At 53.8% G+C, this 12,271-nt stretch carries 15 protein-coding genes; 9 read left to right on the top strand and 6 right to left on the bottom strand.

The window, feature by feature from the left end; all coding sequences use genetic code 11:
* Window positions 1–2: 2 nt before the first annotated feature.
* From ACHUEV_RS09345 to ACHUEV_RS09370, 6 genes are read right to left on the bottom strand one after another with little or no spacing between them, the layout of a single operon-like run.
* Window positions 3–428, bottom strand: a complete 426-nt coding sequence (locus ACHUEV_RS09345) for a cupredoxin domain-containing protein (RefSeq protein ID WP_394179180.1) — start codon at window positions 426–428, stop codon at window positions 3–5.
* Window positions 425–1,033 carry an ABC transporter ATP-binding protein gene (locus ACHUEV_RS09350; RefSeq protein WP_394179182.1) on the bottom strand — a complete coding sequence of 203 codons (609 nt, stop codon included), beginning with the start codon at window positions 1,031–1,033 and terminating at the stop codon, window positions 425–427. The genes ACHUEV_RS09345 and ACHUEV_RS09350 overlap by 4 nt, the downstream gene beginning before the upstream one ends.
* Complete coding sequence (locus tag ACHUEV_RS09355; protein WP_394179184.1) at window positions 1,030–1,767, bottom strand: ABC transporter permease; 738 nt, start codon at window positions 1,765–1,767, stop codon at window positions 1,030–1,032. Before ACHUEV_RS09355 ends, ACHUEV_RS09350 begins: the two co-directional genes overlap by 4 nt.
* Window positions 1,767–2,744, bottom strand: a complete 978-nt coding sequence (locus ACHUEV_RS09360) for an ABC transporter substrate-binding protein (protein WP_394179186.1) — start codon at window positions 2,742–2,744, stop codon at window positions 1,767–1,769. The genes ACHUEV_RS09355 and ACHUEV_RS09360 overlap by 1 nt, the downstream gene beginning before the upstream one ends.
* 34 nt (window positions 2,745–2,778) lie before the next feature.
* The gene (locus ACHUEV_RS09365; protein WP_394179188.1) at window positions 2,779–3,765 is read right to left on the bottom strand and encodes a YVTN family beta-propeller repeat protein; all 987 of its coding nucleotides are present in this window, start codon (window positions 3,763–3,765) and stop codon (window positions 2,779–2,781) included.
* Window positions 3,766–3,775: 10 nt separating this feature from the next.
* On the bottom strand, window positions 3,776–4,963 hold the full coding sequence (locus ACHUEV_RS09370; protein ID WP_394179190.1) for an ABC transporter substrate-binding protein: 1,188 nt from the start codon (window positions 4,961–4,963) through the stop codon (window positions 3,776–3,778).
* 207 nt (window positions 4,964–5,170) lie between these two features.
* Here ACHUEV_RS09370 and ACHUEV_RS09375 point away from each other — a divergent pair, with 207 nt between their 5' ends.
* The 9 genes from ACHUEV_RS09375 (at window position 5,171) to pqqE (ending at window position 12,195) form a co-directional block, all read left to right on the top strand.
* A complete protein-coding gene (locus tag ACHUEV_RS09375; protein ID WP_394179192.1) occupies window positions 5,171–5,704 on the top strand; it encodes an SRPBCC family protein in 534 nt (177 codons plus the stop codon).
* A gap of 19 nt (window positions 5,705–5,723) precedes the next feature.
* Complete coding sequence (locus ACHUEV_RS09380; RefSeq protein ID WP_394179194.1) at window positions 5,724–6,650, top strand: YVTN family beta-propeller repeat protein; 927 nt, start codon at window positions 5,724–5,726, stop codon at window positions 6,648–6,650.
* On the top strand, window positions 6,651–8,246 hold the full coding sequence (locus tag ACHUEV_RS09385) for an ATP-binding protein (protein ID WP_394179196.1): 1,596 nt from the start codon (window positions 6,651–6,653) through the stop codon (window positions 8,244–8,246). It begins immediately after the preceding gene.
* 9 nt (window positions 8,247–8,255) lie between these two features.
* Entirely contained in the window at window positions 8,256–8,918 is a 663-nt protein-coding gene (locus ACHUEV_RS09390) for a response regulator transcription factor (RefSeq protein WP_394179198.1), read from the top strand.
* A gap of 89 nt (window positions 8,919–9,007) precedes the next feature.
* Window positions 9,008–9,109: a pyrroloquinoline quinone precursor peptide PqqA gene (gene pqqA, locus ACHUEV_RS09395; RefSeq protein ID WP_106357700.1), complete on the top strand. Its 102-nt coding sequence runs from the start codon at window positions 9,008–9,010 to the stop codon at window positions 9,107–9,109.
* 23 nt (window positions 9,110–9,132) lie between these two features.
* A complete protein-coding gene (gene pqqB, locus ACHUEV_RS09400; protein WP_394179201.1) occupies window positions 9,133–10,029 on the top strand; it encodes a pyrroloquinoline quinone biosynthesis protein PqqB in 897 nt (298 codons plus the stop codon).
* Window positions 10,026–10,781 (top strand): pyrroloquinoline-quinone synthase PqqC, encoded by a 756-nt coding sequence (pqqC, locus tag ACHUEV_RS09405; protein ID WP_394179203.1) that lies wholly within the window; start codon window positions 10,026–10,028, stop codon window positions 10,779–10,781. The genes pqqB and pqqC overlap by 4 nt, the downstream gene beginning before the upstream one ends.
* On the top strand, window positions 10,778–11,062 hold the full coding sequence (gene pqqD, locus ACHUEV_RS09410; protein WP_394179205.1) for a pyrroloquinoline quinone biosynthesis peptide chaperone PqqD: 285 nt from the start codon (window positions 10,778–10,780) through the stop codon (window positions 11,060–11,062). The genes pqqC and pqqD overlap by 4 nt, the downstream gene beginning before the upstream one ends.
* Window positions 11,062–12,195 carry a pyrroloquinoline quinone biosynthesis protein PqqE gene (pqqE, locus tag ACHUEV_RS09415; RefSeq protein WP_394179207.1) on the top strand — a complete coding sequence of 378 codons (1,134 nt, stop codon included), beginning with the start codon at window positions 11,062–11,064 and terminating at the stop codon, window positions 12,193–12,195. The genes pqqD and pqqE overlap by 1 nt, the downstream gene beginning before the upstream one ends.
* The last annotated feature ends 76 nt before the right edge of the window (window positions 12,196–12,271 follow it).

Below are 12,271 nucleotides of genomic sequence, written 5' to 3' on the forward strand. Positions count from 1 at the left end.
GGTTACTGGATCACAATCTCGACGCGTTGACCATCGCCTGTCGATCCGGGTTGGCGCAATTCATAGCGGCCCGGTTTAATTGCGATGAATTCGATTTCTACTGTGCCTGCCTCGTCAAATTCGATGCTGTCGACACCCAGTGGGCGAATTTCGATCCCATTGATAACGATCTCATTGATCCAGATCGCGCGAAAGAAACCCGCACCTTCAAGGGCAAGTTCGCCTGTTCCGTCTGCCTCAATCTCGATTTCATAGGCGGTGCCGGATTTGAGCATCAGCGGGGCATCCGCGATTGGCTGCCCAACGGAAAGGGTTAGCGGTTCGAGGTCTTCTTTGTTGTTGTTGGACAATAGCCCGGCAAAGCCCAAATCATGTGCAACAAGGGGTGTTGCCAAAGTGAGCGCGGCAAGGATGGATAAAATCTTCATTTGAGTGTCTCCTTCGTTTTCAATGTTGCTGGTTGACCATCTAGGGTCAGAATTTGGGTGGCTAATCTGGCTGCCTCTGTCGTGTCGTGCGTAACGAATATTGTCGCTGGTTGCGTTTTGCTGATCAGACGTTCCGTCAGGGTTAGCATTTCATCGGCTGTTTTTTCGTCCAGTGATACGAATGGTTCGTCCATAATCAGTAAATCCGGGTTCCCGGTAAAACCGCGTGCAAGCGATAGCCGACGCTGCTGGCCGAGCGATAGCTGGCCTGGGAATAGCTCGGCTTTGTCTGCCAACCCGACTTCGGCTAGGGCCTCGCGTACGGCGCTCTCGCTCAGTTCTGGATGTATCAATTGGATGTTGTCAAAGACTGAACGCCACAAAAGCAGCGTCGGTTCTTGAAAGACGATTGCCATGTTCTTAGGCCTGCTGACGGTGCCTTCGAACTTGGGGTCAATCCCGGCAATCAGCCGCAATAGGGTCGATTTACCGATGCCTGAAGGCCCCAAGATGGCAACTGTTTGTCCCTTTTCGACGTTGAACTGAATATCCTGTAGAACGGGAACATCGCCATAGGATTTGGACCGCACATCGACGCTAATCATGCTGTCCTCCAGCGCCGAACGCGCTTTTCCCATGGCTGTAAGATCAGCCATTCGACAAGCAACATGACTGTGATGAATGACAGCGCATAGACCAGCACCAGCCGCACATCGAACAGTTGGAAATAGAGGTGGATCTGAAATCCAATACCGTTTGAGCGCCCCAAGAATTCGACCACTAGAACAATCTTCCAGATGACCGCGATGCCCGAACGCGCTGCACCCGCGATGAACGGGGCAAGCTGCGGTAAGATCACATGTTGCAGGACGCTTTGTTTGCGCACGCGGAACACTTGCGCCATCGCCTTTAGGTTTGGATCAAGTGACCGCGCACCTTCGCGAATGATCGTTGTGACATTTGGGATTTTATTCAGGGTCACGGCGATAATTGCAGCGGTTTCGTTCAACCCGATCCACAGATAGCACAGCACGATCAGCACTAAGGCCGGCAGGTTAAGAAACACAACCAGCCAAGGGTCTAGCCAGCGATCCACGCGTGGAAATAGGCCCATCACCAACCCCAAGGCCAAGCCAAGGCTCATCGCGAGTGTAAAGGCCCAGATCACGCGGATCAGGGTTCTGCTAAGGTGGAACAGCAATTCACCAGATTTCAGTTCAGCCCAAAGTGGGCTGAACAGTTCTTGGGGCATTGGCAGCACCATAGGGTCGGCAGCGATCCAAGCGACCAAGAACCAAAACCCCAAAAGGCCCAAAAGCGAAAAGGCGCGAACGGACATTACTGGATCGCGGCAAACAGACCATCTGGTAATGTTGTCGCCTCTCCAACAAGCCGCTCACCGCCAAGCTCTGCCATCAAATGGAGCATCTTATCTGCGCTTGATGGGTCTACTGGGCCGGGCTTTGGGATACCTGCGCGGAAATCGGTGCGTAAGGCCTCGAACTGGGCATCGTTATTCGCGTTCATCATCGGGCGGATCGCATCCCATGCGGAATCGTCACTGGCAAGAAGGTCTTTTGCATCACGCGACGCACCGTATAGCGCGGCAGCAATGCCGGGATTTTCAGCGATAAAGCTTTCTTTCATCACGTAGCCCAGCAGTGGAACCTCTGGATCAAGGCCAAGCGCGACTGATGCTTCCTTGACCGAAATCAACTGACGCATTCCGGCCGATTTCATCTTGGCTAGGAAATGCCAAAAGTTGATCGCCCCGTCGGTTTCACCCGAAAGACCGCTTTGGAATATCAAAGGGGGTGCGCCAAAGACCTGTTCGGTTTCTGTAGCAAGGTCCATGCCGTATTCTTGCTGCGCATATGCGCGAAGAATTAGCCAGCTTTTGTCGACTGGACCACCCGCGATACCAATGCTGCCACCTGCAAGATCCGCCAAAGTTTCGGCGGTGCTGTCGGCGGGCACCACAAGGCCCCCGACCGCTTTAGAATAAGGGATAAAGACATAGTCTTTGCCCGCAGCGCGTTGCCGAGCGACCCAGATCCAGTCGGCAACCGCGACGTCGGCTTCGCCGCCTTCTAACGCGACGCGGGTCGCGCCGTTGTCGGCGTAGGGTTGGACATCAAGAGTAAAACCGTTCGCGGAGTCGAAACCATTGCGGGTAATCGTGTCGAGTTCCCAATTCACAGTACCAATCTTAAGAACAGCAGCACGAATAACGGGCAGGTCGGATTGGGCCGTTGCGACCACAGGCGCGCACAATAGGGCCGACAGGGTAAGTGCCGAGAAAACGCGGCGCCGCATATTTGAAATCATTTAGTTTTCCTCCCCAGGATATTTATTCAGGCGTCACGGCGACGCCCCAAGGCTGCTGTCCGACCTGTATCGATTTGACTGCTTTTTGCCGGGCCACGTCAATCACGGTCACATCATTTGAATTGCCGTTTGTGGTGATCAGAAATTCTTGGCCAGGCGTAAATTCCATCTGCCAGACGCGTTGACCAACAAGGATGTAATCAACGACGTCAAGGCTTTCGACATCAATCACAGCGACCCGGTTTGCAGGGCCAAGGGCAACGAACAGCCACTTGTTGTCGGCCGTGACTTTCATGCCAACAGGCTGAAGCCACTCTGGCTGCACACCGGCCACCTCAAATCCGATTTTGGTAGTCAATTCAGGGCCGTTTGCGGCAAGCGGATCAATCACACTGACCGTGCCGCCGATTTCAGAACTGACAAACAGCTTCGTCCCGTCATCCGTATAAACGGCATAGCGTGGGCGTTGATCGACAAGGATATTATGTTTGATCTGATAGTCAGACGTATCAATGAAATGCGCCATATTAGTCGTTTCAGACGTGTTAATCACAAACGCCGCATCGGGGCTGATCGCCATGCCTTCGGGTTCGACACCCACCGGGATTTCAGCAACAACTGTACGGCTTTGCGTGTCGACGACGGTGACCAGATTGTCGTCTTCGTTGGCGATATACAGCAGCTCTCCGGTTGGATGAATTGTGAACAGTTCGGGGTCTGGGCCAGATGGTAGCGTCCAGACTTCTTCGTAGGTTTCAGTATCAAAAACGCGGATCGTATCGTCGTCGGAGGCGCAGACGTATAGGTACTTGCCATCAGGGCTAACGCCAATTCCGCGCGGGCGGTTGCCACCGGGGAATTCTGCGATCGCTTCCCAGCTATCGCTGTCGATGACCGTGATCGTATTGCCGCGTTCGTTGCTGACGAAAACCTTGTTGGCTGCGGCTGGGGCAGCGAACCCTAGGGTGGCGACACAAATACTTGCAATAAACTGGATCGGTCGTTGCATGGGTTTTTCCTTATTCAGCAAAGGCATTGCAGGCACTTTCAGGTTGGTCCAATCCAAGCGTGTCGAGCGTCGAAACCTGATGCAGATAACCATCTTGGGGTGAAACGCTTACGGTGATTTTGCTATCTGTCAGCAGGACTGGCTGGCGCAACTGGCCATTCCACGGACGGAAATTGACCTTCCTGCCCTTGAATGCGGCCAGTTCAAATTCGTCGCTTAGGATGTAGTCGCGCAGCGCGGCCGGATCGGCGGCGTTGATCCGAATGACAGCTTCGCCGATGACGCGCAGGGATAGCCAGACTTCGTAGTCGGCTTCTTGAACGAACCGACCAGAGGCCTCTTCGAACCGGCGTTGAAATTGGGTCGCGCCCCATGCTTCGTGTGCGGCGTGCATTGTTACGGGGCGCAATCCACCAGAGCCCATGACCGGGCGGGGCGTCCAAAGGTGAAACGGCAGATAAAGCGCGAAAAGATCAGAGTTGTCTGCGGCGATGACAACGTCGTGGTCTTCTGCGTTCTGGGTAAAGATCGGAATCTGGCGTTGGACCAGTACGTGACCAGTGTCGGTCCTGCGTGATCCACCAGTGTCTTCAAATTCGCGTTCTTCAACGATTTGTGCACCAAATTTGTTGGCCGCGCGACGGTAGGCATCACCCAATGTGCGGTCAGCTGGGTTTGATCCTTGAATGAGGAAGATCTCGCGCCACTGCTTCCACATGGCGAATTGCACGACCGCGTCAGCAAGCATCATTTCACTGGGCGCGACATGTAGCAGGTTTGCGCGGCACTGATCGTCACGGACCGACATATCTCGGGTCGTTGCGTTGATCACCAATACATCGGGGCCTGCGCGGTCTGTGATCTTTAGCAGATCTTCGGCGTTGGCCATAACCACGAGCAACGTTGTTCCGTTCGCAAGCAGTTCTTCTAATAAGGCGTCAATTTCTTCGGGGGTGGTCGCGACGTAATTTGTGTTGAACGTCATGCCCATGAAATTGCCAGTGGTTTGGTTGTCTTCGTCAGCTAAAGCGCCCCCGGCAAAGCCCAGATCATCGGGGATCAGATCGTAGCGGGAAATCGGCAAAAGCTGGGGGTAGTCGACGCGCAGAACAGCGGCATTGATATCTAGGGCGTAGGCACCAAAGGCAGTACAAAACAGGCACGCAAACGCTGCAACCAAGCGTGCAATTACCATCATCCTAGATGACCTCCCCCTTTGAATTTAACCAAGAAATTGGCTCAATTCGTTCCCTTTTCGAATGCTGCAACGATTCAACTTGGAAAAAAACCGATACTTTAGGCTTATTGTCAGCTTCACATAAGCTCCGCTACGGTCAAGGTAATTCAGCACGAGCCACGTTTGCTGTGATGTTAATTTGCCATTTTCCAATACACGAGCCAGTCAATGAAAATACACCGAAGAACTCTTATCCTGCTTGCCGCCTGTCTACCGATGGCGGCCCACGCACATGGTCCAACCCGCCAGAAAGTGACCCTTTCCGCTGAGGTAAGCGCCACACCAGAAGAGGTTTGGGCCGTCGTTGGCAACTTTCAGGACATGAGTTGGCACCCAGCGGTTTATTCCAGTACCGGAACTGGGGGTAACGAAATAGACGCCACGCGCTTGCTGGTGTTGGGCGAAGAAGGTGGTCCGACGATTGACGAAATCTTGTACAAATACTCTGACGAAAAGATGAGCTATTCGTACCGGATCACTGAGGTATCCGTCGACGTGTTACCAGTTACAAATTATTCCTCTCACATAACGGTTACGGAGACGGAGGGTGGTGGGTCACTGGTTGAATGGCGCGGCGCGTTTTACCGTGGTTACCCGAACAATGACCCGCCACCCGAACTAAACGACGAAGCTGCAGTCGCTGCTGTATCAGGGGTTTATCAGTCTGGTTTGGACGCGCTTGTTGCCCGATTTGGTAGCTAATAGGACAATTTTCCTGTCGATGTTTTTTGCCCTCGCTGTGACGCAGGTCGCAGCGGGGGATTTGGCTTTTGTGACCAATCAAAACGACAGCACGCTTAGTGTTATTGATCTAGATGATCACCGCGAAGTCAGACGTATCGATGTGGATGGTTCACCGGCCGGTGTCGCCGTTGATCCTGCGGGCAGTTTTTTCGTGACGGTGAGTGCTGACAGCAAGGCGATTCGCAAATTTGACAGTAATACATTGGAATTGCTGAACGAAGTGTCCCTTGATGGTGGACCAATAGGCGTCGCCATTCACCCAGATGGTAGGACCATTTATGTGACCGACTGGTTCAATGCCCGTATTTGGGTGCTAAGCGCAGTTGATCTAGCCGTCATCAATACGCTGGAAACTGGCGCAGCCCCTGCCGGGGTTGCTGTGACGCCAGATGGCGCTTGGCTTGTCTCTGCAGATAAAGAGGCCAGTCAGGTTTCGATATTTGATCTGCGGACGAATACGGTTGCCTACCGGGTTCCGGTCGGCGTGCGGCCCTTTGGGGTTACGGTGGGTCCGCGGGGGCGGTTGTTCACGGCTGATGTCGGGTCAAATTCGGTAACGGTTGTTGATCCGGTTGCAGGTAAGGTCGTGGGATCCATCCCAGTCGGTGAACGCCCCTATGCGGTGACATTCGCCCAAGGTGCTGGTTTTGTGACCAACCAATATGCCGACAGTGTCAGCGTGTTTGACCTGAATGACCTGACAGTAAAGGCAACAATTGACGTTGGTGAATATCCCGAAGGGATCGACACAACGACTGACGATAATCAAGTGATTGTCGCAAATTGGTTTTCGAATACAGTCAGCGTCATTGATGTGCACAGCCTAAGTGTTGTCGCGGAAATCGATACGGGCGATGGCCCAAGAGCCTTTGGTCGCTTTATCGTTGAGGGGGGCGAAGAATAGGTGCGCAGTTTACGTGCTAGACTGGCAATTGGCGCAGCGATCATTGGTCTGGTCGCGGTACTGTCGAGCGCACTGACTATTCGCGGGATGGCCTTAATGTCCGCGCAGGTGCAAGTCGCGGTGACGGCCGAAAAGCGGATACAGCGATTGTCAGATCTTGCGACCCAAGTCGGTTCACTGATCGTCATTCTTTACGAAGCGGCGCAATCCGGCGTCGATGCGGATACAAGGAATGCGCGGTTAGAAGGGCTGACCGCAGGTATACGTCGGAACTTTGCGGCCATTCGTGCGGACCTTGATCAAAACGTCGGGGATGTTGCCCAATCTGATCTGGACGAACAGTCACGTCGCGCGACCCGCAGTATTGGCGTTGCGCGGATGGAAGCTTTGTTCGAGGGCACATTAGAACAATTTGACGAAGCCTCTGAAATAACAGCACCTGATCAACGCGCGGCGCAATTGCAGGGGCTGATCAACGCGTTTTCGATTGGATTTGATCCGCTGTTAAACGCGGCTGTGACCGAAGACCGCCGCGCGCGTGAAGCCGCAATCGCGCAAGTTGACGCTTTGCGTGACCGCCTTACGCGGGCAGCCTTTGCTGTTGGCGTTTTGGCACTGCTGCTTGTAGCTGGGTTTTACTATTTCTTGGTTCGCCCGCAGTTGTCGCGTTTAGATCAACTGCGCGTTGCTTCCCGGTCCATCGGGAATGAAAACTTCAAAGTCAGCCTGCCGGATGAACAAGGCGACGAAATCGGCCTTTTGTTCAAAGCGACCAACGAAATGGCGGCGTCATTGGCTGCGCGCAAATCCGCGGTCGAAAGCGAATGGGGACAGCTTAACCAAACCATCGCGGACCGGACAGAGGCGCTACGTCACGCCAACGAAGCACTGGCCAAGACAGACGAAGACCGGCGCAGGTTTTTTGCTGATGTCAGTCACGAATTGCGCACACCGCTGACAGTCATCTTGATGGAGGCGGAGCTGGCCCTGAAATCCGGCGCGCCACAAGATGGTCCATATGGGGTGATCCACGGTCGTGCACGGCGATTGAACCAACGTATCGATGATTTGCTACGTATCGCCCGATCTGATGGCGGGCTGCTGAGCCTTGAGCGCGCGACATTTGACTTATACCGCGCAGCACAAGCTGCCGTCGCCGATATGCAAAGCCTTGCTGATAATGCGGGGGTAACGATCACGCTAGGTGGCGTTTTTGGGACCAACGTCGAAGGCGACGAAAACTGGACGCGGCAAGTGGTGACTGGGCTAATCGAAAACGCGTTACGTCATGCTAAAGATGGCGGTTCTATCGCTTTAAACATCAACGCCACGGCAAGAGAAGCAAACCTGCGGGTGATCGACAACGGGCCTGGAATATCTGAGGAGGATTTGAAAGTCGTGACGAACCGATTTGCACAGGCCTCTACTGGGAAGGCAGCGTCGAACGGCTTTGGAATTGGCCTGTCACTGGCGCATTGGGTGATGACCGAACAAAAAGGCAAACTGACGATCCAAAGCCCGGTTCCAGCGGCTTTCAAGATCGGTCCGAATGCCGGGACAATGGTGACGGTTTCGCTTTTGCGAGCAAGCGGTTAGCGTGATGTGATGGCTGATACGACGATCCTTATTGTTGATGACGACCCCGAGATCACAGATGCGCTGGCGCGTGGTCTGCAGATGCACGGATATGCCACGCTGGCCGAAAGCACGGTCGAGGCGGCGGCTAAGCGGTTTCCAGACGGACAGGTGGCTGCCGCAATCATCGATGTGATGATCGGACGCGATAGCGGCATTGATTTGGTGCGAGCCCTTAGGGCGGCCGGACATGCGAAGCCGATACTGATGCTATCCGCGCTAACGGAAGTCACCGATAGGATGGCCGGGTTAGAGGCGGGGGCCGATGATTATGTCGTAAAGCCATTCGCGTTTGACGAACTCGTAGCCCGACTGCAGGTTCAATTGCAGCGCTCGGTCACTGCGCATTGTGTGCTTGATCCGGCGTCGCGCACAGTGCGTGGCCAAACCCGCGAGGCGATTCTGACTGAAAGAGAATTTGACTTATTGGCGATGCTTCATGACAAGGCGGGTACCGTCATTTCGCGCGGCGAAATCTTTGATACGCTGTGGGCGAATGAAGGGTCTTCATCCGAAAATGTCGTTGATGTTTACATCGGATATTTGCGCAAAAAACTGGCGCCGATGGATGATTTTTACTTTAGGATCAATACAATAAGAAACCGTGGTTTCGTTTTTCAGCACCTCGATTAAGTGCCCGTTCTTATTTTTTCTTAGAACATAAGATTTGACCGAAATGCCCAGCAGGGCGCACATTTATCAGACATAGAGGAGGAACTATTATGGCTTGGACGAAACCAGTGATCCGCGAAATCGAATGCGGCATGGAAATCAACATGTACGGTCCTGAGAACGACGAACGCAACAACGACGACCTGTTCTAAACATATAAGCGCGGAGCACTCACATGGTATTTCGCGCTTGTATTCTAGGGGCAGCTGCCGGTGGTGGCCTGCCCCAATGGAATTGCGGTTGCGAAAACTGCAATTTGGCACGCAGCGGTAAAATACCCTCACAATCACAGTCTTCGGTAGCGGTCAGCGCGAATGGTTTTGACTGGGCAATCCTGAATGCGTCTCCCGACATTCGTGATCAAATGGCGCGTACGCCTGCACTACATCCCACAGATTTGCGCGTCAGCCCGTTGAAATCCGTTCTTTTGACAAATGGTGACATTGATCACGTTGCGGGACTGCTCATCCTGCGTGAACAGCAACCGTTCAACCTGTTCGCAACCCAAGACATTCACGATGTTATCGACGCGAACCCGATTTTTGGCGCCCTAAAGCCTGATCTCGTAATTCGCCGCACCATCGCGCTGGGCACACCATTTGAGCTTGTGACCGGGGTTCAGGCCACTCTTTTCTCTGTGCCAGGTAAGGTACCTCTCTATCTCGAGGGTGATCACGTACAGACAGACCTTGAAGGCGAACAAACGGTTGGCGTTCACCTGAAAACGGACCAGCGAAATGTATTCTATATTCCCGGTTGTTCGACCCTAAAACCGGACCTACGTGAGCGACTATCAGGTGCCGATATGGTCATGTTTGACGGTACGCTGTGGCAAGATGATGAAATGGTCACTGGCGGGTTAAGCCAAAAGACGGGCAACCGCATGGGACATATGTCGATGTCTGGCCCTGATGGGTCAATGGCTGCCTTTGCCGATCTTGAGGTAGGTAAAAAGGTCTATGTCCATATGAACAATACGAACCCTGTTTTGCGCCCCTCATCCGACCAACATGCCACCGCCGAAGCATCTGGTTGGACTATTGCCGAAGACGGGATGGAGTTTGAATTATGACCCCAAGCAAAGAACAGTTCGAAGCACGGTTGCGCCAGATTGGTGCAGAACGGTATCACGACAAACACCCGTTTCATCACCTTCTGCACTCAGGAGGATGCACGCCCGGTCAAGTTCGTGCATGGGTCATTAACCGGTTCTATTATCAGTCGCGTATCCCCATGAAAGACGCCGCATTCATGAGCAGGGTCGATGATCCTGCTCTGCGTCGCGCATGGCGTTCCCGGATCGAGGATCACGATGGGACCGCTGAAAACGAGGGCGGTATTGAGCGGTGGCTGCGGCTTGCCGATGCTGTCGGGCTTGACCGTGATTATGTTGCCAGCGCCGAAGGCGTCATGCCCGCGACCAAATTTGCGGTCGACGCTTATGTGCGATTTGTTCGGGATGAAACACTGCTAGAGGCCGTTGCGGCGTCACTCACGGAATTGTTCGCACCAAAGATTCACGCCCAGCGAATTGAAGGCTTGCTTGCCAATTATGCCTTCGCGGATGATTCTAGTCTGGCCTATTTCAAGAACCGATTGAAAGAAGCCCCCAAAGACGTGGCCTTTGGTCTGGCTTGGGTGTTGGACAAAGCTGACACACAAGAAAAACAAGACGCGGCGGCGAAGGCATTGATCTTTAAAACCGATGTGCTGTGGTCGCAGCTAGATGCATTGCATGCCGCATATGTTGATCCTGCAAGAATTCCGCCGGGTGCATGGCAACCCGGTACGTTTCTTGCGCAAAACGTGGCGGCCGCATCATGACCGACGGGCTGTCCCCAGATGTAATTCCCGTAATCCCGCGTGGCGTGCGGTTGCACTGGGATCATGTCCGCGAAAAATGGGTCTTGCTTGCGCCAGAACGGGCGGTCGCGCTGGATCCGATTGGTCATGCAATCATGACGGAAATTGATGGTGCGCGTAGTTTTGGTGCAATTACGACCGCTCTGTCAGAAAAATATGGTGCACCGCATGAACAGGTCGCGGCGGATGCGGGTGAATTTCTGCGCGGTCTGATGAACCGCCGTATTTTGGAGGTCGCATAATGGACGGTTCAGAAGTCCGGGACTGGCGTGCAGAGGGCAAGGCGAACGGTATTCCTGCGCCAATCGCCATGCTGGCTGAACTGACACATCGCTGTCCGCTATCATGTCCGTATTGTTCCAACCCTGTCGAATTGGCGCAAAAGTCGCTTGAACTTGATACATCTGACTGGGTTCGGGTGTTTCAGCAAGCCGCAGAACTGGGCGTGCTTCAGCTTCATCTTTCAGGGGGTGAACCCGCAGCTCGTCGTGATCTGGTTGATCTTGTAAAGGCCGCGCGTGATGCGGGGCTTTATACGAACCTGATTACGTCTGGGATTGGGCTGACGGAACGGCGCTTGCAGGAATTGGATATGGCTGGCCTCGATCATATTCAGCTTTCGCTGCAGGGCACGGATGCTGACATGGCGGACCGCATTGGCGGCTACAAAGGTGGCTTTCAACGCAAGATGCAGGTCGCCGAATGGATCAAGGATATCGGCTTTCCCCTGACGTTGAACGCCGTCGTCCACCGCCAGAACCTTCACCAGCTTCCGCGCGCGATTGAGATGGCTTTGGAAATGAATGCAAGGCGTATTGAGGTCGCCATTGTCCAGTTCCACGGTTGGGCAATGTCAAACCGTGATGCGTTGATGCCGACAAAGGAACAGGCAGAGGAGGCCAGCCGCGTCGTGGCCGAAGCCCGTGATCGGCTAAATGGCCAACTGGTGCTAGATTACGTTCCTGCTGATTATCACGCTGATTACCCCAAGCGCTGCATGGGTGGCTGGGGCACAACGGGCCTAAATGTCGCCCCCGACGGAGAGGTGCTTCCGTGTCACGCAGCCCAAACCATCAAATCGCTGAAGTTTGATAATGTACGCACCAAAAGCCTGTCCGAGATTTGGTATCGTGGGTCAGCATTCAACGCCTATCGCGGTGATGATTGGATGCAGGAACCGTGCCGTTCTTGCGACCGCAAAAAACTGGATTTTGGCGGATGTCGTTGTCAGGCGATGGCATTGGCAGGCGATCCAAATGCGACCGATCCAGTCTGCGTGAAATCACCGCTACATGCAGAACTTCAAAAGCGCGCCGTCGCGTTCTCGCATCATGATAACGCCGAATTGACCTATCGTCAGCAGCCACCAGCTTAATTGAGGGCGGCAATATATGATCCAATATGCTATGGTCATGCAGACCAGCGTTTGGGTAATGAGCATAGTGCGTATT

Origin of the sequence: Yoonia maritima (assembly GCF_043641945.1) — a bacterium.
GTDB lineage: Bacteria > Pseudomonadota > Alphaproteobacteria > Rhodobacterales > Rhodobacteraceae > Yoonia > Yoonia maritima_B.

Bases quoted from the DNA above. Each gene is read 5' to 3' on its own strand.
- ACHUEV_RS09345 (WP_394179180.1), bottom strand. From the start codon at position 428: ATGAAGATTTTATCCATCCTTGCCGCGCTCACTTTGGCAACACCCCTT.
- ACHUEV_RS09350 (WP_394179182.1), bottom strand. From the start codon at position 1,033: ATGATTAGCGTCGATGTGCGGTCCAAATCCTATGGCGATGTTCCCGTT.
- ACHUEV_RS09355 (WP_394179184.1), bottom strand. From the start codon at position 1,767: ATGTCCGTTCGCGCCTTTTCGCTTTTGGGCCTTTTGGGGTTTTGGTTC.
- ACHUEV_RS09360 (WP_394179186.1), bottom strand. From the start codon at position 2,744: ATGCGGCGCCGCGTTTTCTCGGCACTTACCCTGTCGGCCCTATTGTGC.
- ACHUEV_RS09365 (WP_394179188.1), bottom strand. From the start codon at position 3,765: ATGCAACGACCGATCCAGTTTATTGCAAGTATTTGTGTCGCCACCCTA.
- ACHUEV_RS09370 (WP_394179190.1), bottom strand. From the start codon at position 4,963: ATGATGGTAATTGCACGCTTGGTTGCAGCGTTTGCGTGCCTGTTTTGT.
- ACHUEV_RS09375 (WP_394179192.1), top strand. From the start codon at position 5,171: ATGAAAATACACCGAAGAACTCTTATCCTGCTTGCCGCCTGTCTACCG.
- ACHUEV_RS09380 (WP_394179194.1), top strand. From the start codon at position 5,724: ATGTTTTTTGCCCTCGCTGTGACGCAGGTCGCAGCGGGGGATTTGGCT.
- ACHUEV_RS09390 (WP_394179198.1), top strand. From the start codon at position 8,256: ATGGCTGATACGACGATCCTTATTGTTGATGACGACCCCGAGATCACA.
- pqqA (WP_106357700.1), top strand. From the start codon at position 9,008: ATGGCTTGGACGAAACCAGTGATCCGCGAAATCGAATGCGGCATGGAA.
- pqqB (WP_394179201.1), top strand. From the start codon at position 9,133: ATGGTATTTCGCGCTTGTATTCTAGGGGCAGCTGCCGGTGGTGGCCTG.
- pqqC (WP_394179203.1), top strand. From the start codon at position 10,026: ATGACCCCAAGCAAAGAACAGTTCGAAGCACGGTTGCGCCAGATTGGT.
- pqqD (WP_394179205.1), top strand. From the start codon at position 10,778: ATGACCGACGGGCTGTCCCCAGATGTAATTCCCGTAATCCCGCGTGGC.
- pqqE (WP_394179207.1), top strand. From the start codon at position 11,062: ATGGACGGTTCAGAAGTCCGGGACTGGCGTGCAGAGGGCAAGGCGAAC.